The sequence below is a fragment of the Microbacterium sp. zg.B48 genome (assembly GCF_024623505.1).
Lineage (GTDB): Bacteria > Actinomycetota > Actinomycetes > Actinomycetales > Microbacteriaceae > Microbacterium.
Window position 1 is genome coordinate 131,120 of the sequence record NZ_JANJFE010000007.1, and the last position, 23,515, is coordinate 154,634.

General features: G+C 70.2%; 22 protein-coding genes. 8 read left to right on the forward strand and 14 right to left on the reverse strand.

The window, feature by feature from the left end:
* Positions 1–26: 26 nt before the first annotated feature.
* The 9 genes from NQ152_RS06640 to NQ152_RS06680 form a co-directional block, all read right to left on the reverse strand.
* The gene (locus NQ152_RS06640; protein ID WP_257523442.1) at positions 27–1,559 is read right to left on the reverse strand and encodes a CoA-acylating methylmalonate-semialdehyde dehydrogenase; all 1,533 of its coding nucleotides are present in this window, start codon (positions 1,557–1,559) and stop codon (positions 27–29) included.
* Between the two features lie 102 nt (positions 1,560–1,661).
* The gene (locus NQ152_RS06645) at positions 1,662–2,984 is read right to left on the reverse strand and encodes an aspartate aminotransferase family protein (protein ID WP_257523443.1); all 1,323 of its coding nucleotides are present in this window, start codon (positions 2,982–2,984) and stop codon (positions 1,662–1,664) included.
* A gap of 185 nt (positions 2,985–3,169) precedes the next feature.
* Complete coding sequence (locus tag NQ152_RS06650; protein ID WP_257523444.1) at positions 3,170–4,336, reverse strand: ABC transporter substrate-binding protein; 1,167 nt, start codon at positions 4,334–4,336, stop codon at positions 3,170–3,172.
* A gap of 97 nt (positions 4,337–4,433) precedes the next feature.
* Positions 4,434–5,261 carry an ABC transporter permease gene (locus tag NQ152_RS06655; protein ID WP_257523445.1) on the reverse strand — a complete coding sequence of 276 codons (828 nt, stop codon included), beginning with the start codon at positions 5,259–5,261 and terminating at the stop codon, positions 4,434–4,436.
* Positions 5,258–6,100, reverse strand: a complete 843-nt coding sequence (locus NQ152_RS06660) for an ABC transporter ATP-binding protein (protein ID WP_257501433.1) — start codon at positions 6,098–6,100, stop codon at positions 5,258–5,260. Before NQ152_RS06660 ends, NQ152_RS06655 begins: the two co-directional genes overlap by 4 nt.
* Positions 6,100–7,041 carry an ABC transporter permease gene (locus tag NQ152_RS06665; protein ID WP_257501434.1) on the reverse strand — a complete coding sequence of 314 codons (942 nt, stop codon included), beginning with the start codon at positions 7,039–7,041 and terminating at the stop codon, positions 6,100–6,102. Before NQ152_RS06665 ends, NQ152_RS06660 begins: the two co-directional genes overlap by 1 nt.
* 1 nt (position 7,042) lies before the next feature.
* Positions 7,043–8,068 carry a TIGR03842 family LLM class F420-dependent oxidoreductase gene (locus NQ152_RS06670; RefSeq protein ID WP_257523446.1) on the reverse strand — a complete coding sequence of 342 codons (1,026 nt, stop codon included), beginning with the start codon at positions 8,066–8,068 and terminating at the stop codon, positions 7,043–7,045.
* Positions 8,069–8,164: 96 nt separating this feature from the next.
* Positions 8,165–9,601, reverse strand: coding sequence for a dihydropyrimidinase (hydA, locus tag NQ152_RS06675; RefSeq protein ID WP_257523460.1), 1,437 nt, complete (start codon positions 9,599–9,601; stop codon positions 8,165–8,167).
* 2 nt (positions 9,602–9,603) lie between these two features.
* The gene (locus NQ152_RS06680) at positions 9,604–10,452 is read right to left on the reverse strand and encodes a nitrilase-related carbon-nitrogen hydrolase (protein ID WP_257501436.1); all 849 of its coding nucleotides are present in this window, start codon (positions 10,450–10,452) and stop codon (positions 9,604–9,606) included.
* Positions 10,453–10,676: 224 nt separating this feature from the next.
* Between NQ152_RS06680 and NQ152_RS06685 the strand changes: the two genes are divergently transcribed.
* Together NQ152_RS06685 and NQ152_RS06690 are read left to right on the forward strand one after the other, a co-directional pair.
* Entirely contained in the window at positions 10,677–11,858 is a 1,182-nt protein-coding gene (locus NQ152_RS06685; RefSeq protein ID WP_257523447.1) for a histidine kinase, read from the forward strand.
* Between the two features lie 40 nt (positions 11,859–11,898).
* On the forward strand, positions 11,899–12,555 hold the full coding sequence (locus NQ152_RS06690) for a response regulator transcription factor (protein WP_257501438.1): 657 nt from the start codon (positions 11,899–11,901) through the stop codon (positions 12,553–12,555).
* A gap of 3 nt (positions 12,556–12,558) precedes the next feature.
* On the opposite strand, the gene NQ152_RS06695 is transcribed toward NQ152_RS06690, so the two are convergent.
* A complete protein-coding gene (locus tag NQ152_RS06695) occupies positions 12,559–13,245 on the reverse strand; it encodes a hemerythrin domain-containing protein (RefSeq protein ID WP_257523448.1) in 687 nt (228 codons plus the stop codon).
* 174 nt (positions 13,246–13,419) lie between these two features.
* On the opposite strand from NQ152_RS06695, the gene NQ152_RS06700 reads away from it, so the two are divergent.
* The 3 genes from NQ152_RS06700 (at position 13,420) to NQ152_RS06710 (ending at position 16,799) form a co-directional block, all read left to right on the forward strand.
* Positions 13,420–14,475 carry a diacylglycerol kinase family protein gene (locus tag NQ152_RS06700; protein ID WP_257523449.1) on the forward strand — a complete coding sequence of 352 codons (1,056 nt, stop codon included), beginning with the start codon at positions 13,420–13,422 and terminating at the stop codon, positions 14,473–14,475.
* Between the two features lie 81 nt (positions 14,476–14,556).
* On the forward strand, positions 14,557–15,333 hold the full coding sequence (locus NQ152_RS06705; RefSeq protein ID WP_257523450.1) for an ABC transporter ATP-binding protein: 777 nt from the start codon (positions 14,557–14,559) through the stop codon (positions 15,331–15,333).
* A complete protein-coding gene (locus tag NQ152_RS06710; protein WP_374113570.1) occupies positions 15,330–16,799 on the forward strand; it encodes an FtsX-like permease family protein in 1,470 nt (489 codons plus the stop codon). The genes NQ152_RS06705 and NQ152_RS06710 overlap by 4 nt, the downstream gene beginning before the upstream one ends.
* 279 nt (positions 16,800–17,078) lie before the next feature.
* On the opposite strand, the gene NQ152_RS06715 is transcribed toward NQ152_RS06710, so the two are convergent.
* Positions 17,079–17,588: a hypothetical protein gene (locus NQ152_RS06715; protein WP_257523451.1), complete on the reverse strand. Its 510-nt coding sequence runs from the start codon at positions 17,586–17,588 to the stop codon at positions 17,079–17,081.
* A gap of 37 nt (positions 17,589–17,625) precedes the next feature.
* On the opposite strand from NQ152_RS06715, the gene NQ152_RS06720 reads away from it, so the two are divergent.
* Positions 17,626–18,261, forward strand: a complete 636-nt coding sequence (locus NQ152_RS06720; protein WP_257501443.1) for a 2-phosphosulfolactate phosphatase — start codon at positions 17,626–17,628, stop codon at positions 18,259–18,261.
* A gap of 107 nt (positions 18,262–18,368) precedes the next feature.
* Here the strand turns inward: NQ152_RS06720 and NQ152_RS06725 are convergent, their stop codons facing one another.
* The 3 genes from NQ152_RS06725 to NQ152_RS06735 form a co-directional block, all read right to left on the reverse strand.
* Positions 18,369–18,860, reverse strand: coding sequence for a SprT-like domain-containing protein (locus NQ152_RS06725; protein WP_257501444.1), 492 nt, complete (start codon positions 18,858–18,860; stop codon positions 18,369–18,371).
* 46 nt (positions 18,861–18,906) lie between these two features.
* Positions 18,907–19,434: a hypothetical protein gene (locus tag NQ152_RS06730; protein WP_257501445.1), complete on the reverse strand. Its 528-nt coding sequence runs from the start codon at positions 19,432–19,434 to the stop codon at positions 18,907–18,909.
* A 131-nt stretch (positions 19,435–19,565) separates the two neighbouring features.
* Positions 19,566–20,429 carry a spermidine synthase gene (locus NQ152_RS06735; protein ID WP_257523452.1) on the reverse strand — a complete coding sequence of 288 codons (864 nt, stop codon included), beginning with the start codon at positions 20,427–20,429 and terminating at the stop codon, positions 19,566–19,568.
* A 241-nt stretch (positions 20,430–20,670) separates the two neighbouring features.
* Here NQ152_RS06735 and NQ152_RS06740 point away from each other — a divergent pair, with 241 nt between their 5' ends.
* Positions 20,671–22,308 carry an ABC transporter substrate-binding protein gene (locus NQ152_RS06740; RefSeq protein ID WP_257523453.1) on the forward strand — a complete coding sequence of 546 codons (1,638 nt, stop codon included), beginning with the start codon at positions 20,671–20,673 and terminating at the stop codon, positions 22,306–22,308.
* Positions 22,309–22,431: 123 nt separating this feature from the next.
* Positions 22,432–23,436, forward strand: coding sequence for an ABC transporter permease (locus NQ152_RS06745; protein WP_257501448.1), 1,005 nt, complete (start codon positions 22,432–22,434; stop codon positions 23,434–23,436).
* The last annotated feature ends 79 nt before the right edge of the window (positions 23,437–23,515 follow it).

A 23,515-nucleotide genomic window follows, 5' to 3' on the forward strand; every position in this document is an offset into this window, starting at 1 on the left:
ATTCGCGGGCAGCGCGGCGCGCGCGGTCAGTCGTGCTGAGGGAAGCCGAGGTTCAGGCCGCCGTGCGACGGGTCCAGCCACCGGCTCGTCACGGCCTTCTCCTGCGTGTAGAAGTCGAACCCGTGCGGGCCGTACGCCTTCGCGTCGCCGAACAGCGACGCCTTCCAGCCGCCGAACGAGTGGTAGGCGACCGGAACGGGGATCGGGACGTTGATGCCGATCATGCCGACGTGCACCTCGCGCTGGAAGCGGCGCGCGGCGCCGCCGTCGTTCGTGAAGATCGCCGTGCCGTTGCCGTACTGGCTGCCGTTGATGATGCCCAGGCCCTCTTCGTAGCCGTCGATGCGCACGACCGACAGCACCGGACCGAAGATCTCGTCCAGGTAGACCGACGAGTCGGTCGGCACGTTGTCGATCAGGGTCGGTCCGAGCCAGAAGCCGTCCGGGTCGCCGTCGGGCTCGACATCGCGCCCGTCCACGACCACCGACGCGCCGTCGGTGGTGGCGACGTCGATGTAGGAGGCGACCTTGTCGCGGTGCACCCCCGTGATCAGCGGTCCCATGTCGCATCCGCGAGTGCCGTCGCCGGTGCGCAGCGTGGCCATCCGCTCGGAGACCTTCGCGACGAACTCGTCGGCGATCGTGTCCACGGCCAGAACCACCGAGATCGCCATGCAGCGTTCACCGGCCGAGCCGAAGCCCGCGTTGACGGCGGCGTCCGCGGCCAGGTCGAGGTCGGCATCCGGCAGGACGAGCATGTGGTTCTTCGCGCCGCCCAGCGCCTGCACGCGCTTGCCGTGCCCGGTAGCGGTCTCGTAGACGTACTTCGCGATCGGCGTGGAGCCGACGAACGAGATCGCGCGCACATCCGGGTGCTCCAGCAGCGCGTCGACGGCCTCCTTGTCGCCGTGCACGACGTTCAGGACGCCGTCGGGCAGTCCTGCTTCCTTCAGCAGCGCGGCCATCCAGTTCGCGGCGCTCGGGTCCTTCTCCGAGGGCTTGAGGATCACGGCGTTGCCCGCGGCCAGGGCGACGGAGAAGAACCACAGCGGCACCATCGCCGGGAAGTTGAACGGGCTGATGATCCCGACGACCCCGATCGGCTGGCGCAGCGTGTAGACGTCGATGCCCGTCGAGACGTTCTCGGAGTACGCGCCCTTGGTGAGGTGCCCCAGCCCGCACGCGAACTCCACGACCTCCATGCCGCGCGCGATCTCGCCGAGCGCGTCCGAGAGCACCTTGCCGTGCTCGGACGTGAGGATCTCGGCGAGCTCCTGCTTGCGTGCGTTCAGCAGCTCGCGGAACGCGAACAGCACAGTCTGCCGCTTGGAGATCGAGGCGTCGCGCCACTGCTCCCATGCCGCGGCCGCCGAGGCGACGGCCTGGTCGACGTCCGCGGTCGAGGCCAGGCGCACCTCGCGCTGCACCGTGCCCAACGCGGGGTTGAACACCGGTGCGGTGCGGCTGGAGGCGCCCGTCCACGTCTTTCCGTCGACCCAGTGGTCGAGGATCGTGGTGGCGGACGGCGTCGTCTGCTCGAGCGTCGTGGTGTCGGTCATGGTGTGTTTCCTTCTCTTCCTGGCCCGATGGGCCACGGGTGCACGACCAGCGTAGGTCGCGGTCGGTGGTCTCGGTAGTTTCGCCCGCTCCGCGGGCGCGGGTCAGGCGCTCTCGAGGACGGTCAGCGCTTCATCGTAGATGGACATCGCCTGCCCGACCTCGTCGTCGGTCACCACGCACGGCGGCACGACGTGGATGCGGTTCTCGGCCGAGAACGGCAGCAGACCCCGCGACACCAGCTCCTTCTTCAGCCGCCCGATCACGTCGGCCCCGACCGGCTCGCGCGTCGTGCGGTCGGCCACCAGCTCGATCGCCCAGAACACGCCCTCGCCGCGGACCTCGCCGATGAGCGGATGCCGCTCCTGCAGCTGCGCGAGGGCCGGCCCGATCGCGTCCGCACCCACCCGCCGGGCGTTCTCGACGATGCCCTCGTCCTCCATCGCGTCGAGAGCTCCGATGATGGATGCCGCGGCGAGGGGGTGCCCGCTGTAAGTCAGCCCCCCGGGGAAGACCCGTTCATCGAAGGTCGCCGCGATCTCCGCCGAGATCGCGACGCCGCCGACCGGCACATACCCCGAGTTGACGCCCTTCGCGAAGGCGATCAGGTCGGGCACGACGTCGTGGCCCTGGAACGCGAACCACCGGCCGGTGCGCCCGAAGCCGGCCATCACCTCGTCCAGGATCAGCACGATCCCGTACTTGTCGGCGAGGGCGCGCACGCCGGCCAGGTAACCCGGCGGCGGGATCAGGATGCCCGCGGTGCCGGGCACGGATTCCAGCAGGATGGCGGCGATCCCGGCCGGGCCCTCGGACTGGATCACCCGCTCGAGGTGGTGCAGGGCGCGCACGCTCTCCTGCTCGGGGCTGTCGGACCAGAACTCGCTCCGGTACAGGTATGGCCCGAAGAAGTGGACGTGGCCGCGCGCGTACTCGTTGGGGATGCGACGCCAGTCGCCGGTCGAGACGATCGCCGCCCCGGTGTTGCCGTGGTAGGACCGGTAGGTGGACAGCACCTTGTCGCGACCGGTGTGCAGCCTGGCCATCCGGATCGCGTTCTCGATCGCGTCCGCACCGCCGTTGGTGAAGAAGACCTTCGAGAAGGGCGCACCGGCGCGCGCCAGGATGCGCTGAGCGGCCTGGCCGCGGGTGAGGTTGGCGGTGGCCGGCCCGATCGTGGTCAGGACAGCCGCCTGCTCCTGGATGGCTCGGACCACCGCCGGATGCTGGTGCCCTATGTTGACGTTGACCAGCTGGCTGGAGAAGTCCAGGTACCGGTTGCCGGCGTGGTCCCACACGACAGTTCCCTCGCCGCCGGCGATGACCATCGGGTCGAGGGCGGCCTGGGCCGACCAGGAGTGGAAGACGTGCTCGCGGTCAAGACGCTTGGTCGTCTCGTCCAGGTCGGTGGCGGATGTCGTCGTCATCGTCGTGTCCTTCGTTCTACCGGTGATCTTCCCGGTTCCCGCGATGCGGGTCCTCTTCCGGTCTGCGGGTCGGGGGTGCGCCGGCCTGCCGCTAGGCTCCTCGCTCGGCGGGCGGATGGCAACTCGGATGCCGGCCGTCGGGCGCAGTGCACGCGCCCAGCGGCCGGCATCCGGCTTCGGTCGGGCTAGTTGCCGCCCGCCTGCAGCTCGACCTCGATGGGCGTGAAACCTTCGCCGGTCAAGTCGATGCCGCCTTCGGCCTCGAGCTCATCCAGCGCCTTCTGGATGTACTCGTTGCTCCACGCGCTGGCAGGCGGCTCCTTGGTGATCAGGTGCGCGCCGGTCTCGTTGACGGCGGCGAGGGCTCCCTCCACGGTCTGCGTCCACGCGGACTCGTCGATGATGCCGATGCCCTCGGCGGCCGGCCAGATGAGTTTGTTCGTCTCGTTCATCATCCACAGCTCGTGGCTCGGGCCCCAGGCCGAGCCCGAAGCGATCGTGATCGCCGCGGCCTCTTCGGCGTTGTCGCGCGCGTACACCCAGCCCTTGATCACGGCCTTGAGGAACTTCACTGCCGTGTCGGCGTACTCCTGGTCCGATTCGAGCCGTTCGGTGTCGGCCCAGATGGCGTCCTGCAGCATCGCGCCCACGGTGTCCTGGTAGCTGATGACGTTGAAGTCATCCGGCTGGTACAGCTCGCCGGTCTCCGGGTCCTCCGTCTCGAGCAGCTGCGCGTACTCGTTGTAGGTCATCGCCTGCGCCGCGTCGATGTCGTTCTGCAGGAACGCGTTCATGTTGAAGTCCTGCGTGATGATCTCGACGGTGCTCGCGTCCAGTCCCTCCGCTGCCATGGCTGCGAAGATCTCCCACTCGTTGCCGAAGCCCCACGATCCGATCTTCTTGCCCTCGAAGTCGGCCACCGAGTCGATGCCCGAGTCCGCCCAGGACACCTGGAGCGTGCCGGAGCGCTGGAAGATCTGCGCGATATCGGTGAGGTTGGCGCCGGCCTCGATCGATCCGAGCACCTTCGGCACCCACGCGATGGCGAAGTCGACGTCGCCGTTGGCGAGGGCGTCCTGCGGGACGATGTCGCCGCCGGAGGGGATGATCTCCACCTCGAGGCCCTCGTCCTTGAAGAAGCCCTGGTCGGCGGCGGCGAAGTAGCCGGCGAACTGAGCCTGCGGCAGCCACTGGAGCTGAAGCTTGACCTGGGTGAGCTCTCCGCCGTCGTCGGAGGTCGGCGACGCGCCGCCCCCGCCCGAGCACGCGGTCAGGATGAGTGCGGCCGACAGCGCGAACGCGCCCGCGGTTGCTGCGCGCCTGGTGAGGCCGCGACGTGTGCTGTGTCTCATGTCGTTCCTTTCGGGTTCTCTTGGGAGGTGCTGCGGTGGTGCGGAACCGACCTCGCCGGGCGAGGACGACGGGGCGCGGCATCCTGCGGACGGTGCGTCATCGGACTCCTCCGACGGGGATGCGGCGCAGCACGATGCGCTCGGCGAGCGCGGTTGCCAGGTAGAAGATCAGACCGACCACGATCGCCGCCACCACGTACGCCCAGGCCCGCGCGTACGCGCTGGTGGCCGCCGAGGTGGAGATCGCACTGCCCAGCCCGCCGCGCGGGCCGCCGAAGTACTCCGCGACCAGCGCGGAGATCACCGCGAGCGAGCTGGCGATCCGGACGCCGGTGAGCAGGTACGGCAGCGCGGTCGGGAGGGTGACGGTGCGGAACGCCTGCGCGCCGGTGGCGGCGTAGCTGCGCATCAGGTCGCGGTGCACGGGCCGGGTCTGGCGCAGTCCGCGGAGGGTGTTCAAGAAGACCGGGACGAACGATGCCAGAGCCGCGATGGCCTGCCGACCGAACTGGCTGTCGGCACCGAACATCGAGTTCAGCACCGGTGCGAGCGCCACGATGGGCACCACCGCCAGGGATGCCACGATCGGCGCGGACATCCCGTCGACGGCCCGCCAGCGGGATGCGAGGGCGGCGAGCAGGATCGCCAGGACCGTCCCGACCACCAGGCCGAGCAGCGCGTTCGTCCCGGTGATCAGCGCCGCCTGCCAGATGGCGCCGCCGAACTCGGCGAACTGCTGGGCGATCGCGGCCGGGCTGGGCAGCAGGTAGTCGGAGACCCCGACGACGCTGACCAGGAACTGCCAGGTGACCAATCCGATCAGCCCGACCGTGATGGGGGCGATCACCCGCAGGCGGCGCTCGGTCGCCGGGCTCCAGCCCGCCGGGCTCTGCCGGGTGGGCTGCGGCTGACGCACGGTGGTCATCGCTGCTCCCGGCCGCCGGTGGGCACCGAGGTGCCGTGCAGGGCTTCGCGTACCGCCGTCACCCGGGAGAAGAACGCGGGCGACTCGCGCAACGACTCGTCGCGCGCGGCATCCTTGCCGAATCCGGTCTCGATGATGTGCGTGATCCGGCCGGGACGGGGGGACATCACCACGACACGGTCGGAGAGGAAGACCGCCTCGGGGATGGAGTGCGTCACGAACACGACGGCCGCTCCGGTCTCGGCGGCGATGCGCGACAGTTCGGTCTGCATGTGCTCGCGGGTCATCTCATCCAGCGCCCCGAACGGCTCGTCCATCAGCAGCAGCTTCGGCCGCGCGGCGAGCGATCGCGCGATCGCCACCCGCTGCTGCATGCCGCCGGAGAGCTGGTCGGGATGCCGGTCGGCGAAGTCGGTCAGCCCCACCAGCTCGGCAAGCTCCGCCACGCGGGCCTTGCGCTCCGCGGCGCCGACGCCGTGCAGCTCGAGCGGGAGCGAGATGTTGGCCGCCACCGTCCGCCAGGGCAGCAGGCCGGCCTGCTGGAACGCGATGCCGTAGTCCTGATCCCGGCGTGCCCGGTTCGCGGGCTTGCCGAAGACCTCGATCGTGCCGGCCGTGGGCGGATCGAGGTCGGCGATCAGGCGCAGCAGTGTGGACTTGCCGCATCCGGAGGGGCCGATCAGCGCCACGAACTCGCCGTCCGCGACGGTCAGGTCGATGCCCTGCAGCGCGCTGACGTCGCCGGTCTTGGTGGCGAACGTCTTGGCGACGTCGCGGACGACGACGGAGTCGCTGCCGGGGGCGTCGTTCGAGCCGTGCTGCGCGTGTCCAACGGCCATCAGGTCGCTTCTCCTCGTCGGTAGTCCTTCAACAGCAGTCCGAGCATCGCCACCGCACCGGCCGCGACCAGCCCGAGGGCGATGGAACCGAAGATCGGCCCCCACGCCTTGGACGGGTCCCCGGAGGCCTGCCCGGCGAACTGGATCAGCAGCCGCCCGATCCCGCCCTGCAGGCCGGTGGAGACCTCCGCGACGACCGCGCCGATCACGGCGTTGGCGGCGCCCAGGCGGAGGGCGGGCAGCAGGTAGGGGACGGATGCCGGCAGCCGCAGTCGCAGCAGCGTCTGCCAGTAGCCGGCGGCGTAGGTGCGCATCAGCTCGGTGTGGATGCGGTCGGGTGACTGCAGTCCGCGCAGCGCGCCGACCGCGACCGGGAAGAAGGCCAGGTATGACGCGATCAGCGCGACGGACATCCAGTCCTGCCATTCGATCGGGCCGATCTGCACCCGCGAGCCCCAGCTCTTCACGATCGGCGCGAACGCGATCAGCGGCACGGTCTGGCTGAGGATGATCCACGGCAGCAGGCCCCACTCCACCAGGCGCCAGCGCTGCATGACCAGAGCCAGACCGATGCCCACGACGACCCCGACGACCCAGCCGACCGCCGCGATTCCCAGGGTGGTCAGCGCGGCGATCGCGATGACGCCCCACAGCGGCGGCGAGCCCTCCGCGCGGGTGACCGGCGCGATCAGACGCGCGATCATGTCCCAGATGTGCGGCATGGCCAGATCCGTGGTGCGGGGGAGCACCCGCATGCCGAACAGCACCACGCCATCCGCCGGCCCCAGCAGCTTGTAGAGCTCCCAGACGACGGCGACGAACAGGATCCCGACGGCGCCCCAGCCCCACGCGGACAGCGCGCGCGCTCGACCGGTGCGCGCCGCACGCGCCGGCGTCGGCGGCACCGGCTGTTCGCGGAGGGGCTCGAGGGTCGTGGTCATGTCACTGCTTGGCGATCAGGTGCTCGGACAGAGCCGGGATGACGGTCTCACCGTAGACGCGGAGCGTCTCCTCCTTGTTGTCGTGCTGCAGGTAGCCCGCGAACTGCGTCACTCCGATCGCTCGCAGCGCCTCGAGCTTGGCGATGTGCTCCTCGGCCGTGCCGAGGATGCAGAAGCGGTCGATGATCTCGTCCGGCACGAAGTCGACGTGGTCGTTGTCCGCCTTGCCGTGGGTGTTGTAGTCGTAGCCGACGCGTCCCTCGATGTAGTCGATCAGCTCGGCCGGCACGCCGCTCTCGTCGGCGTGGTGACCGTACTTGGCGACGATGTCGGCGACGTGGTTGCCGACCATCCCGCCGAACCACCGGCACTGATCGCGCATGTACGGTCGGTCCTGGCCGATGTACATCGGGGCGGCGACGCAGAACGCGATCGAGTCGGGGTCGCGGCCGACATTGGCCGCGGCATCCCGGACCGTCTTGATCATCCATGCCGCGACATCCAGGTCGGCGAGCTGCAGGATGAAGCCGTCGCCGACCTCGCCGGTCAGTGTGAGGGCGAGCGGGCCGTACGCCGCGACCCACACGTCCAGCGTGGAGCCGTGGCTCCACGGGAACCGCAGCGTCGAGCCGTTGTACTCGACCGCCCGCGAGTTGCCGAGCTCACGGATCACGTGGATCGATTCGCGCAGCTCGCGCATCGACACCGGCTTGCCGTTGGTGACGCGCACCGCCGAGTCGCCGCGCCCGATGCCGCAGATGGTGCGGTTGCCGTACATCTCGTTCAGGGTGGCGAAGACGGATGCCGTGACCGTCCAGTCGCGCGTGGCGGGATTGGTCACGAACGGTCCGACGGTGACCCGGTTGGTCTCGGCGAGGATCGCCGAGTGGATGACGTACGGCTCCTCCCACAGCAGGTGCGAGTCGAAGGTCCACACGTGGCTGAACCCGTGCGCCTCGGCCAGCTTGGCGAGCTGGATGGTGCGGGCCGCGGGCGGGTTGGTCTGCAGAACGACGCCGAAGTCCATGTCAGTGGTTCCTGTCAGTTGATCAGAGCGTGTCCCACTTGGTGTTGCCTGAGGAGGTCTCAGCCGACCAGAAGTGGGACATGAAAGGGGTGCGGATCAGGTCAGGTACTGGCTGAGACCCCGCTTGAGGAATCGCCCGTCTCCCTTGGCTCCGATGTAATCGTTGCCGTCCACGACGACCTTGCCCCGGGACAGGACGGTGTCGACGTGGCCGTCGATCTCGAACCCCTCCCACGCGGAGTGGTCCATGTTCATGTGGTGGGTCTTGTCCACCCCGATCGAGGTGTGCCCGTTCGGGTCGTAGATCACGATGTCGGCGTCGGCGCCGGGTTGGAGCACACCCTTGCGGCCGTACAGGCCGAACATGCGCGCCGGCGTGGTCGAGGTCAGCTCCACCCACCGTTCCAGGGTGATCTGGCCGGTCACGACGCCCTGGTACATCAGGTCCATCCGGTGCTCGACGGACCCGATGCCGTTCGGGATCGCGCGGAAGTCGTTCCGCCCGAGCTCCTTCTGGTCCTTCATGCAGAACGGGCAGTGGTCGGTGGAGACCATCTGCAGGTCGTTCGTGCGCAGGGCCTGCCACATGTGATCCTGGTGGCCTTCGGCGCGGGAGCGCAGCGGCGTCGAGCACACCCACTTCGCGCCCTCGAACCGCCCCCACTCCGGGCTGGACGCGCCCAGCTGCTCCTCGAGGGAGAGGTACAGGTACTGCGGGCACGTCTCGCCGAACACGTTCTGTCCGCGATCGCGCGCAGTGGCGATCTGGGCGACGGCCTGCTTGGCGCTCACGTGCACCACGTACAGCGGTGCGCCGGTGAGGTTCGCGATCATGATCGAGCGGTGCGTGGCCTCCTCCTCCATCTGCCACGCGCGGGCGATGCCGTGGAAGTACGGGTCGGTCTTGCCCTCGGCGACCAGCTGCGCGGCGAGCACGTCGATCACCGGTCCGTTCTCGGCGTGCATCATGGTCAGCAGCCCGGTCTCGCGCGAGACCTGCATCGCGCGCAGCACCTGCGCGTCATCCGAATAGAACACGCCCGGGTAGGCCATGAACAGCTTGAAGCTGGTGATGCCCTCGTCGATCAGACCCGGCATCGCGGCGAGGGCGTCCTCGTCCACGCCGCCGATGATCTGGTGGAACCCGTAGTCGATGGCGCAGTTGCCTGCGGCCTTCGCGTGCCACGCGGCCAGGCCGTCCTGGATGCGCTCGCCGTAGCGCTGCACCGCGAAGTCGATGATGCTCGTGGTCCCGCCCCACGCGGCCGCCCGGGTGCCGGTCTCGAACGTGTCGATCGCGGCGGTGCCGCCGAACGGCAGCTCCATGTGCGTGTGCGCGTCGATGCCGCCGGGGATCACGTACTTGCCGGTGGCGTCCAGGACGGTATCCACGGATGCCGCGACATCCGTCCCGAGCAGCTCGGAGCCGGGACGCAGGAGGGCGACGATCGTCTCGCCGTCGATGAGGACGTCGGCCTGGGACCGCCCGGTCGCCGAGACCACGGTCCCGCCGGTGATCAGTGTGGTTCCCACGGTCACGGCTTCGCGATCATCGTGTACGAGTCGGGCCGGCGGTCCCGGTAGAACTGCCAGTCGTCGCGCATCTCCTGGACCATGTTCAGTTCGAGGTCGCGGATGAGGACCTCTTCGGAGGTTCCCGAGCCGCGTTCGCCGATGAAATCGCCGCGCGGGTCGATCGCCTGGCTGGTGCCGTAGAAGTCGACCGCGAGCTCGCCGTACTCGTTGTCCTCGCGTCCCACCCGGTTGGGCTGTAGGACGAAGTAGCCGTTCGCGACGGCCGCGGCCGGTCCCTCCACCTCCCAGAGCCGGTTGGACAGCCCCGGCTTGGTGGCGTTGGGGTTGAAGACCATGTGCGCGCCGTTCAGGCCGAGCTCGCGCCAGCCTTCGGGGAAGTGGCGGTCGTAGCAGATGTAGACGCCGACCTTGCCGACCGCGGTGTCGAACACGGGATACCCGAGATTGCCGGGACGGAAGTAGAACTTCTCCCAGAAGCGGTCCAGATGAGGCAGGTGGTGCTTGCGGTACTTGCCGAGGATCGTGCCGTCGGCATCGACGACGACCGCGGTGTTGTAGTACACGCCGGTGATGTCCTCCTCGTAGATCGGGAGGATCATGACCATGTTCAGCTCGGCGGCCAGGGCGGCGAACCGCTGCACGATCGGGCCGTCCGCGGGCTCGGCGTAGCGGTAGTACTTCTTGTCCTCGGTGATCCCGAAGTAGGGCCCGTAGAACAGTTCCTGGAAGCAGATGACCTGCGCCCCCTGGGCTGCGGCCTCCCGCGCGAACTGCTCGTGCTTGTCGAGCATCGACTCCTTGTCGCCTGTCCAGGTGGTCTGGGTGATCGCCGCGCGTACCGTCGTCATGCCGGTCTCCGTCCGTCCGTGACTGATTCACTTCGCACTGATGCCCTCGGGTCCGGTTCGGGTGCCGGTGGGATCTGCCCGCTGTTCGATCTTGGTGCCCGCACATTTCCCGTCGGTTTCAGCCTGTGTCCGGACAGTAAAGCCTGTGGACGATCCCGGCAAGGGTTTCGCGGATACATCTGCAGGCGGATGCCGCGGCACTGCGTCTCCCGTAGCGTGAAACCGTGTTCCGCCCGCTCAAGACATATCAGGTCGTGGTCGATCTCGTCGTCTCAGCGGCGTTTCTGTCCGTCGCGTTGCCGGTGGAGATCGTGCTGGCCCTCGGATCGGGCACCGCGCCGGAGAACGCGGCCGTGCTCGTGTCCGGGGCCGTGGCGATCAGTCTGATCTTCAGCGCCGCCCTCGCCGTCCGTCGCTGGTCGCCGGCCCTCGCCCTCGGGCTGGCGTGGGCGGGCGCGGTGGTGCAGATGTCCCTGGCACGGCCGCCGTCGGTGGCGGATGTGGCCATCTTCGGCGTCCTGTACGCCACCGCGGCATACGGCACGCAGCGGGTGTACTGGGCCGGTTTCGCGTCGGCGCTGTCGGGTGCCCTGGTCATCACGGTGTACCTGTTCGCGTCCGCCCTGAGTACAGAGGGCCTGTCGGTGCGCACGATCTCGGCGGCGGTCGCGGTGCTGGTCGCCGCCGCTTTCGCGCTGCTGCTGGCCTGGACGGTGGGCGCGCTGGTGCGCATGGCGATCCGTGCCCGCGAGAATCGCGTCGCGCAGGAGCGGGCCGAGGCGGAGGCCGCCGTCGAACAGGAGCGGCTGCAGATCGCGCGCGACATGCACGACGTGGTCGCGCACTCGCTCGCCGTGGTGATCGCCCAGGCCGACGGGGCGCGCTACGCGGCGGCAGCGGATCCTGCGGCGGCCACCCAAGCGCTGGGCACCATATCGACGACCGCTCGCGCGGCGCTGGCGGATGTGCGGCTGCTGCTGACCCGGCTGCGGCACAGCGAGACCGGCGGGCCGCAGCCGACCCTCGCCGAACTCGAGGAACTGTATGCCCAGGTCCGGGCGACGGGCGTCACGCTGCGCGTGGAGGTCGATCCCGCACCGGTGGAGCAGCCGTCCGCGGCGGTGCAGCTGGCGGTGTATCGGATCCTGCAGGAAGCCCTGACCAACGGGCTGCGGCACGGCGGCGGGAGCCCGGTGGATGTCACGCTGGGATGGCACCCCGACCATGTCGCCCTCGAGGTGCGCAACCGGCTCAAGACGGGAGAGCGGCCGAAGGAGTCCGGGCACGGACTGATCGGGATGGGCGAGCGTGCGAGTCTGGTCGGAGGCCGGCTGAACGCCGCCGACCGGGACGGCTGGTTCGTCGTCGAGGCCACCCTGCCGATCCGGGCCGGGGCGGCCCGATGAGGACCGCGTCGATGGGGCGATGCCGAGCGAGGGGTGAGCGATGACGCCGATCACGGTGGTCCTGGTGGATGATCAGGCGCTGTTCCGCGCCGGCATCCGCATGCTGGTGGACTCGCAACCGGACCTGGAGGTGGTCGGCGAAGCGGCCAACGGACGTGAGGCGCTCGCTGTCGTGCGCGCCACCCGGCCGGATGTCGTGCTGATGGATATCCGGATGCCGGTCATGGACGGTCTGGAGGCGACTGCCGAGCTGCTGCGCGACGACTCGTTCGGCGCCGCGGCGCCCCGAGTGGTGATGCTGACCACGTTCGATCTGGATGAGGCCGCGGCGCGCGCGATCCGTCAGGGTGCCAGCGGCTTCCTGCTCAAGGATGCCGACCCCGAGTTCCTCCTCGCCGCGATCCGCACGGTGCACTCCGGATCGGCCGTGATCGCGGCATCCGCCACCCGCGAGCTGTTCGCCCACTTCGCCAGCGCCGCGCCCCGGCCCGTTCCGCAGGCCTACGCCACCCTGACCGACCGGGAGCGCGAGATCTTCGCCCTCGCCGCGCGCGGGCTCTCCAACGCCGAGATCGCCGGCCGCGAGTTCCTGTCCGAGGCCACCGTCAAGACGCACATCAGCCGCATCCTCGCCAAGCTCGCGCTGCGCGACCGCGTGCAGCTGGTCGTCTTCGCCTTCGAGCACGGGCTGGCGTAGCAGTCAGCGCCCCTCCAGCCGTGCTCGGTGCTGCGCGTACCTGCGTCTGCCGATCCACCGCCACGCCAGCCGGGCCGGCGCCGGCATGTGCGTGTGCAGCCACTCGTCGCCGCCGTCGGGCTGCGATGCGAGGATCTCCCCGAGCTGCTGCCAGGTCTGCCCCTTGGGGATCGACCGGCGCCCGTGGTCGGAGAACCACTGCACCTCCGCTTCGGTGATCGTGTGCTCCATCACCGGCACGATGTTCGCCTCCTCGTCGGGAAGGTGCACGGCGATCGCGGCGTTGACCCCCTGGAGCGCGGCCAGCACGGGCTCGGCATCCGCTCTCCCGGCCGATGTCCGCCACGCGGGCAGCGATCCGTCCAGAGCCCTCAGGTGTTCCAGAAGCACAGCGTGCTGTGCCTTCATCCGCTCCACGTGCACGGCGCACGAGGGTGCGCGCTCATCGAGCGCGTCCCAGAGCCTGGCGTCCTCTCCTTCGTGGTGGGCATGCAGGCCCAGCGACAGCGTCTCCAGCTGCGTGGCCACAGCCGCGGCGTGGCCGGTGTCGCCATCGGCGACGAGCCGCACCAGCGCGGGCCCCTCGCCGAAACCGCGCCGGAACATCCGATGGATGTCGATCATCCCGCTCGCATCGCACGTCTTCGGAGCCGGTACGTCGCCGCTGGGCGGCAGGGGGGTCGCGGACATCGCGCCTCCTGTCTCTGTGGTTGTCTCTCGGTGTCGGTCGCGACGATAGACCCGCCGAGGCGACACGCGGAAGACCCCGGGGCGAGTTCGGTTCGGCGGGCGCCCCGGGGCGCGTTCGGTTCGGGTTCGCTCGCTTCCGGTTGCCTGCCGCCGTACTGAAGTAGCCTCGGCACCATGCCGACGACCGACCCGCTCTCCGCCGACACGACGGAAGGCGACCAAGAGGTCCCAGACGTCGTCGAGCGCATCGCACTGCCGGCATCGCCAGATGGCGCCGGTGTGCTCATCGTGATGAACAAGGATGCCGGGACCGCCGTGGTGCGCGCCGACCCGCGGCCCCTGATCGCGGAGCGACTGCCGCGAGCCGTCGTGCGCGAACTCGAGCAGGGCGAGACGGTGGCCGACGCCGTGGCGGAGGCGATGGCGGGGCAGGATCCGCCGCGCGTGATCGGCGCGTACGGCGGCGACGGGACCATCGCGCAGACGGCGCACGTCGCGCTCGAGCGGGACCTTCCGGTCCTCGCGCTTCCCGGGGGGACCTTCAACCACTTCGCCCGCGCAGCGGGAATCGACAGCGTCGAGATCGCCATCGATGCGCTGCAGGCCGGTGAGGGCGTGGCGGCGACCGTGGGCGAGCTGGCCGCCGGTGGCCGCACGTCGACCGTTCTGAACGCGGCATCCATCGGCATCTATCCGGACTTCGTCGCCGAGCGCAGCCGCCGCAGGCGGCGCCTGGGCAAGTGGGTCGCGGGTGCCGTCGCGATCTGGCGCGAACTGCGGCGCGGCGAGGCGATCGACATCGTCATCGCCGGCAAACGGGCCCGCGTCTGGTCGGTCTTCGCCAGCATCGGACGCAACACGCCCGGGCAGGTCGCGACGATGCAGCGGCGCACGCTGTCGGACGACGTCCTGGACGTGCGGGTGCTGCACGCCCGCGGATCGCGCGTGCAGGCCGTCGCGGCGCTCTCGTTCGGCCGGCGGACGCGGGCCGTGCTGCGTGCGCTGCGCCTGCTGCCACCGGCATCCGACATCGAGCACATCACCGCCACCGAGATCACCGTCTCGGTGCAGGCGCGCGCCGGTTCGGCGACGTTCTACGTGCACGACGGCGAGCTGGAACGGCGCCCCGCCGTCGGCCCCGATGGTCGCTACACGCTGACCTGCCGGATCCTTCCGCGAGCGCTGCGGGTGTACGCCCCGCGGGAGGTTCCGCCGCCCGAACAAGGGTGACCGCACGGGTCATCCCAGCGATGTACGCGGATGCCCCTCCGGGCCGACGCGGTGCCGACCGTCGATTCGTAGCGTGGAGGCATGAACCTCTCGTCGACAGATCTCGGGCTGGCCGCCCGGGTGCAGAACCTCACCAAGACCTTCGGACACGGGGAGAGCGCCGTGCGCGCGCTCGACGACGTCAGCGTCGGCATCCGGCAGGGCGAATTCACGGCGATCATGGGACCCTCCGGCTCCGGCAAGTCCACGCTGATGCACATCATGGCGGGACTGGATGCGGCGACCTCGGGTCGCGCCTGGATCGGCGACACCGACATCACCGCCCTCAACGACCTGGAGCTCACGATCCTGCGGCGGCGACGGGTCGGGTTCATCTTCCAGGCCTTCAACCTCGTGCCCACCCTCGATGCGGTGAGCAACATCCTTCTGCCGTTCGATCTGGACGGGCGGCGCCCGAGCGCGCCCGAGAAGGCGCGCATCGACGGACTGATCGAGACGCTCGGTCTCGGTCCGCGGCTCCGGCACCGGCCGCACCAGCTGAGCGGCGGTCAGCAGCAGCGTGTGGCGATCGCCCGGGCGCTGGCCACGGCGCCGGATCTCGTGTTCGCCGACGAGCCGACGGGCAACCTGGACTCGCGCAGCGGCCGTGAGGTGCTCGGCCTGCTCGCCGCGGCCAGCCGTGAGCACGGGCAGTCGATCGCCATGGTCACGCACGACCCGATCGCCGCGGCGCACGCCGACCGCGTCATCTTCCTCGCCGACGGCCGAGTCGTCGCGGACAAGCCGCGCCAGAGCGCCGAGGAGATCTCCGCCTACATGCTGGCCACCGAGCTCGGCGGCGCGGCGGTCGCATCATGACCGCAGTACTGGCGAAAACCGCGAGCGAGCGGATGCCGGCCCCTGCCGGCCCCGGCACGCTCGACTGGCTGCGCGAGCGGGGGATGGGTGCCAGCATCCTGGTCGCCGCCATCTCCAGCGCATTCGGGGTGGTGCTGCTCACCGCCACCGGCTACATCGCGGAACTGCTGCGCGCATCTGCCTTCCTCGAGGAGAGCGAGACACTCGCGATCGTGATCTCGATCCTCAGCGTCCTGCTGATCGGGGTCGCGGTGTACGTCGCCGCGATCGTGACGTCGAACACGTTCGCCACGGTCATCGCGGGGCGCACCCGCCGCATCGCGCTGCTGCGGCTCATCGGCGCCTCGGCCCGGTCGCAGCGCACGGAGGTCGCACGCCAGGGACTGGTCGTCGGAGCCATCGGCGCGCTGCTCGGCCTCGTGGGCGGGACGGCACTGTCCGCCGGCGGCGTCGCGCTCGCGCAGGCTCTGCTCGAGCCCGACGGTGTGCGCTACGACCTGGTGCACGGCGCCCTGCTCATCCCCGCCGCGGTCGTGACCCTGACGACGTGGGCGGGGGCATGGGTCGGTTCGCGGGGCGTGCTGACGGTCACCCCGCTGCAGGCGCTGGGCGGGTCGGTGGAGGAATCGCGGGACCAGATCGCGGCGCGCACCCGCCGCAACGCCGGTGCGATCGTCCTGTTCGTCGCCGGTGGCGCACTCCTGGCCGCCGGCATCCTGCTCGGACTGCTCACACCGCTCGGGGTGGTCGTCGCCTTCGTCGGCGGCATCCTGTCCTTCTCCGGCCTCGCCCTCGGTGCCACCCTGGTCATGCCACCGGTGCTGCGGCTGGTGGGCCGGCTGTTCGGTCCTTCGGCGACCGCCCGGCTGGCGGCGGAGAACGCGCTGCGGAATCCGGAGCGATCCAGCCGGATGGCGATCGGCGTGGTGATCGGAGTCACGCTGGTGACGATGTTCGCGGTCGCGCTGGAGAGCGTGAAAGCGGTCATCGCGGCATCCGCCGGTGGTGCGCTCGATCCGGAGTTCGCCGCCATCATCGACACGTTCTCTGCGGTCATGATGGGGCTGGTCGCGGTCTCCGCGGTGATCGCCGGGGTGGGGCTGGTGAATCTGCTGACCATCGGCATCGTGCAGCGGCGGCGCGAGCTGGGGCTGCTGCGCGCGCTCGGCGTCTCCACAGGCCAGGTGCGCCTGATGGTGCTCCTGGAGGCGGCACACATCACCATCGCCGCCGTCGCCACCGGTCTCGTCCTGGGAACCGCGTACGGCTGGGCGGGCGCGCAGTCGCTGCTCGGATCGGTCGCGATGCCCCCGGCCTGGCAGGCGCCGACGTTCGTCGCCCCGGCGATCCCGTGGGCGCCGGTGGCGATCATCGTGGTCGCGACGGCGGTGCTGACGCTCGTCGCCGCAGTGGTCCCCACCCGCCTGGCCACGCGGGTCGCGCCGGTGGAGGCGCTCGCCGAGTAGCCCGGCTGCCGGGAGTGCGTGTTGGTGCTGCCGAGAGTGCGTGTTGGTGCTGTCGAGAGTGCGTGTTGGTGCTGCCGAGGGTGCGTGTTGCGGCTGCCGAGAGTGCGTGTTGCTCGGCGGGTGCACTCTCGTGGGCGGGGACGTGCACTCTCGCGGTCCGCGACGTGCACTCTCGCGGGGAGGTGCACTCTCGCGGGCGGGGACGTGCACTCTCGGGGGCGGGGACGTGCACTCTCGGGGGAGTGGCGGGCGGGGCGAGCCGCGCCGCGGGCTTCGGAGTCAGCCCGCGTCGCGGGACTCCGGGTCGTGCGCCCAGGTCGGCGCCATCGCCCGGATGCGGGCGGCCCGCCACTGCCACGTCGTCCACAGCACCGGCCACAGGGCCAGGGCGGTCGGCCCGCCGATCACCAGCCGCTCGCGCCACAGCGTCTTGGTCGGGTCTCCGGGCGCCGGCGCGATCGCCATCTGGTGGTCCCATACGTCCAGGCTCGCCAGCGGGCCGCTGAGCGGGATGCCGCTGTCCCGGAAGATCCGCACCGACCCGTTCGCGTCCTCGACGTACCGGTCGCTGACCTGGATGAGCTGCCGGCCCAGCGGCACGACGCCGCCGAACGACAACTGGACGGGCACGTCGCCGCCCGGTTCCCAGACCGTCGGCAGCCCGGCCGGAACGACCGGATCGAGCTCCATCAGCGGGCCGTAGAGCTCCGCCACCGCGCGGGGTGAGTGCACGGCGCGCCACGCGGCATCCGCATCGCAGTCGATCACGATCTTCAGCAGGATGCGCATCGCCCCAGTCTCGCACCCGCCGCTCTACGCTGGACCGATGCCCCCTTTCGACCAGTCGACGTACCAGGTGCGCCTGGACTGGGGCCTCGAGGGCCTTGCCCGCCTTGCGCCCGCCGACATCGTCGTGGTGGTGGACGTGCTGCGCTTCTCGACCACGGTCATCCGGACCCTCGAGACCGAGGCGGCCTTCCGGCTGGATGCCGCGACCACAGCGACCTCGATCAACGGCGCCGCGGTCGCTGCGGCCGCCGCGCCCAGCGGCGCGGTCGTGCTGCTCGGCGCCCTGCGCAACGCCTCCGCGGTGGCCGCTGCCGTGTACGCGGACCAGCAGCGGCGCGGCGGACGCACGAGCGTCAACATCCTCGCAGCCGGCGAGCGGACCGGACGCGGGGCCGGGTCGACGGTGCGGTTCGCCGTCGAGGATCACCTCGGTGCGGGCGCCGTCATCGACGCGCTCGCAGCCCTCGGCCTGGACCACTCGTCGCCGGAGGCTGCGGTCGCGGGCGAGGCGTTCCACGCGCTCCGGCGCGCGACCCGGCACCTGCTCACCGCGAGCGGTTCCGGCCGTGAACTGACCGGGCGCGGTCGCGGCGACGAGGTGGATGCCGCGGCCGCGGTGGATGCGGCATCCGTCGTTCCGATCCTGCGTGCGGGGGAGTTCCGCGCGGTCTGACGCGATGCCCGCGGCGGGTCAGGCGGGCTCGGCAGCCGAATGCCCGGCGACGCGCAGGCCGCGCGACGCACGCCGCAGGCCGCGCGTCGCACGCCGCAGGATGCGCCCTACGAGCGCGGTGTCATCGCAGCCAGGCGGGCGGCGGGGCTGATCTCGCGCCGCGTCCAGGAGAAGACGAAGCGCTCGTCGAAGCGCGGTGCGCATTTCGCGCACGACGTCGGCCGCGTCACCCTGCGGTGCCGATAGGCCAGGTGCCCCGAGGGGCAGACTCCGATCCACGGCGCCAGTTCGACCGCCGTCTCGCCGTGGTGGGTGGTGCCCCCGACGTAGCCGAGATCGCGCGCGACGGCCTTCCACTTCGGGCCGTGCCCCGCCGCGGCGCCGGCGAGGGCATGCGCGACCTCGTGCAGCAGCGTCTGGTGATTGGTGTCGTCGTCGTACCGCGCGGCAAGGTAGCGCGACACGCTGATGCGCTGACGGGTGAAGTCGCACAGACCCGCCCGGCGCTTGGCGTTGTCGAACCCGAAGGACCACGAGGGGTCCAGGTGGCGGACGATCAGCGCGTCGGCCCAGACGCGCACACGGGACAGTTCCGACATGGGGGGAAGAGTAGAACGTGCTTACGACACGTGCGGGGAAGCGGGCTCAGCTCGCGACGGACGCGCTGGAACGGCGGCGGTCGGCGGCATCGATCGCGAGCAGGGTCGACTCGAGCTGGTCGTCGGTGGCGCCGGACTCCTGGCGCAGGAACAGCGCGCGCTTGAAGTCCGAGCGGGCGGCCGCGAAGTCGCCGGCGTCGTAGTGGACCTTGCCGCGGTGCTGGTAGGCGAACGCGGCGATCGCGTTCCACTCCTTGCCCTCGGCTTCGTAGGCGCAGGAGGTCAGCTCCTGCTCGGCCGCGGCATACGCGCCACGGAAGTGCAGCACCGACGCGTGCAGGACGCGCGCGCGCAGCAGATCCTTGCGGGTGCCGGCCATGCGCGCCACGCGCACCGACTGCTCCGAGAGCACGAGGGAGTCTTCGAGGCGGTCCAGGACCTTCAGCAGCCAGACCCGTTCCAGCAGCGCGGGAAGGCTCCGCTGCTCGCCGATCTCGTCCAGCCTCTCCTTGCATTCGCGCGGATCGACCCGCTCACGCAGGGTGTCGGGGTCATACCCGTGGATGTAGCTCACTTCGACTCCTCTCCGCGCGACCAGGCTCGCTCCTCCAGTGTGCCCCGGGTCCGCGGACTCGCGCCGGGGGCACGCCGTTGATGACCGCGACACGCCGCGTTCCGGACTCGCGCAGGCGGCGGCCGAGCCGATCAGCGCTGGAAGACCGAGTCCGCGGGTTTCGGTGACGGCGTGGAATCGGCATCCGTCGCCACGCGCGAGCTGCGCACCAGCTCGTCCAGCTCCGCGCCCTGTGCGACCTTCGCCGGGTGCGGACCGGCCGCCATCAGCCGCGGCAGCCACTGGTCCGGCAGGGGCGAGCGGGATGCCGCGATCACCAGGTTGCCGAAACGCCGGCCCTTCAGCACCTGCACCTCGGCCAGGACCAGCACGTGCGGGAACACCGCCCGCACCGTCGCGATCTGCCGACGCGCGAAGGCCAGTCCGGCGCCGTCGGCGACGTTGACCAGGAGCACTCCCTCGGGGGCGAGCAGCCGCTCGGCGGCGGTGTAGAACTCGACCGTCGTCAGGTGCGCGGGCGTCTGCGCTCCGGCGAACACGTCGGAGATGAGCAGGTCGACGTTGCCCAGCAGACCGGCGGGCAGGCGGGCGAGCCCCTCGCGAGCGTCCCCGATCCGCACCCGGATCGACGCGCCGCGCGGCAGGGGCAGTTCGCTGCGCACCAGCTCCACCAGCGCCGGCTCCAGCTCGAGAACCTGCTGGCGCGATCCGGGCCGGGTCGCCTCGACATACCGCGGCAGAGTCATGGCACCGGCGCCGAGGTGCACGGCCGTGAGCGGCTGCCCCGGCATCCGGAGCTGGTCGATGACCGCCCCCATGCGCGCCACGTACTCGAAGTGCAGGTGCGTCGGGTCGTCCAGGTCGACGTGGGACTGCGGGGTGCCGTCGACGGCCAGCTCCCAGCCGCCGGCGTACGCCGAGCGGACCACGTGCGCGAGGGTGCCGTTCGACAGCCGCACGGACGCGGGAGGTTCCTCGAACCGGGCGCGGGCCATGACCCAACGGTATCCCGCGCACGGCCCGGTGCGCAGGAAAAGCCCGTCCGCGGGGCGAACCCGGCCCCGCCGAGCCGAAACACAATCGAGACCCAGGCGTAATGGCCGCCGGAGTCCCGCCCGGGTAGCGTCGTAGCATCACACCCCTTGCGGGCGAAGCCGCGCGAAATCCCGCGCTCCCGCCGCCCGCAGATTCATGGAAGGTGCACAACAGATGCTCCACAGTTCGAGAAAGCGCTGGATGACCGGCGCCGCGGTCGTCGCCCTGGGCGCGCTGGTGCTCACGGCGTGCGCGAGCGAGCGTGATGGCGGCAGTGCGGACGATTCCTCCGACGTCGACAGCACGTTCGTCTTCGCCGCGTCCAACGACCCGTCCGGCCTGGACCCCGCATTCGCCAGCGACGGCGAGACCTTCCGCGTCTCGCGTCAGATCTTCGAGGGTCTGGTCGGGGTGGAGCCCGGAACAGCCGATCCCGCGCCCCTGCTCGCCGAGAGCTGGGAACAGTCCGAGGACGGCCTGTCCTACACCTTCACGCTGAAGGAGGGTGTCACGTTCCAGGACGGCACCGACTTCAACGCCGAGGCCGTGTGCACCAACTTCGACCGCTGGTACAACTGGACCGGTCTGGCACAGTCGGAGAGCCTCTCGTACTACTACGGGTCGCTTTTCAGGGGCTTCGCTGACACCCCCGAGACCGCGGTCTACGACTCGTGCTCCGTCGATGACGACGCGCACGCGACCGTCACGCTGACCCAGCCGTTCGCCGGCTTCATCGCGGCGCTGTCGCTGCCGGCCTTCTCGATGCAGAGCCCGACCGCTCTGGCCGAGTTCGACGCCGATGCCGTCGGCGGCACCGAAGAGGCTCCCACCCTGAGCGAATACGCGAACGGCCACCCGGTCGGCACCGGACCGTTCATGTTCGACTCGTGGGAGCCCGGCGAGCAGGTCACCCTCGAGGCCTACCCGGACTACTGGGGCGAGCAGGGTCAGGTGCAGGAGATCATCTTCCGCACCATCGGCGACCCGACCGCCCGCCGTCAGGCCCTCGAAGCCGGCGACATCGACGGCTACGACCTCGTGGCTCCGGCCGACACCGCCGCCCTCGAAGAGGCCGGTTACAACGTGATGCAGCGTGACCCGTTCACGATCCTGTACCTCGGCATGAACCAGGCCGTCCCCGAGCTGGCGAACCCGCTGGTGCGCGAGGCGATCGCGCACGCGATCGACAAGGAGGCCCTGGTCACGCAGGTGCTGCCCGAAGGCACCGAGGTGGCTTCGCAGTTCATCCCGCCGGTGGTCACCGGCTGGAACGAGGATGTCACCACGTACGACTACGACCCCGACCTGGCCAAGCAGCTGCTCGCCCAAGCGGGGTACCCGAACGGCCTGACGCTGATGTTCAACTACCCGACGAACGTGTCGCGGCCGTACATGCCCAACCCGGAGCAGATCTTCACGAACCTGGCCTCGCAGCTGGAGGCGGTCGGGATCACCGTCACCCCGACGGGCAACGAGTGGAACCCGGCGTACCTGGACCGCATCCAGGGTGGCGCGGATCACGGTCTGCACCTGCTGGGCTGGACCGGTGACTACAACGACACGGACAACTTCGTGGGCGTGTTCTTCGGCCAGGCCTCCAACGAATGGGGCTTCGACAACCAGGAGCTGTTCACCGCGCTCACCGAGGCCCGCGGCATCGCGGACATCGACGAGCAGACCGAGCTGTACAAGCAGATCAACGAGATGATCGCCGAGTTCAACCCCGGCATCCCGCTCGCGCACCCGGCGCCTTCGCTGGCGTTCGACCCGCGCGTGACGTCGTACCCGGCCAGCCCGGTCAACGACGAGGTGTTCAACACGATCGAGCTCAGCGAGTAGCAACGATCGAGCGGATGCCGCGGACCGGCCACACAGCCTGCCCGCGGCATCCGCGTCATCCCTTCTCGCCGGGCTTGGTCGCACCGCCTGCACCCGCCCCCTGATCCTCCGGAGTTCCCCTCAGTGCTGCGCGTCATCGGCAAACGTCTTCTGTACCTGATCCCCACGCTCCTGGGTCTGTCGATCCTGCTGTTCCTGTGGGTCCGGTCCCTGCCCGGCGGGCCGGCCGTGGCACTGCTCGGAGAGAAGGCGACGCCGGAGGCGATCGAGCGGATCAACGAGCTGTACGGGTTCAACCGGCCCATCATCGAGCAGTACTTCGTCTGGATCGGCAGGCTGCTGCAGGGCGATTTCGGCGCCTCGATCATGACCAGCCGGCTCGTGCTGGAGGAGTTCGGCCGCCGTTTCCCGGCGACGCTGGAACTGTCCATCGCGGCGCTCATCTTCGCCGTCGGCATCGGCATCCCGCTGGGATACTGGGCCGCCCGCCGTCACGGCAAGGCCACCGACCACGTCGCCGTCGCCTCGAGCCTCATCGGCATCACGATCCCGGTGTTCTTCCTCGCGTTCATCCTCAAGTACGTCTTCGCGGTCCAGCTCGGCTGGCTGCCCTCCGACGGGCGACAGGACCCGCGGATCGATGCGACCCACCCCACCGGCTTCTACGTGCTGGACGGACTGCTGACCGGTGAGTTCGATGCCGCGTGGGATGCCATCCTGCACCTGATCCTGCCGGCGATCGCCCTCGGCACCATCCCGCTGGCGATCATCGTGCGCATCACCCGCGCATCCGTGCTGGAGGTGCAGAACGCCGACTATGTGCGCACCGGCCGCGCCAAGGGCGTCTCGCTGGGCACCATCCGCAACCGCTTCATCCTGCGCAACGCGATGCTCCCGGTCGTCACCACGGTGGGCCTGCAGACCGGTCTGCTGATCTCGGGGGCGGTGCTGACCGAGAAGGTCTTCGCCTACCCGGGCATCGGGCAGTTCATGGCCGACGCCATCTTCGAGCGCGACTACGCCGTCCTGCAGGGATTCATCATCTTCATCGCCATCGGCTACGCGCTGATCAACCTCGCCGTGGATGTCTCCTACGGCTTCATCGACCCGAGAGTGAGGGTCTCATGATCGTTCTGATCGGACAGCTCCCCGGGGGGCGCGGGGGGGGGGCGGGGGGGGGCGGTGGGCCGCGAGCACGGGCTAACGG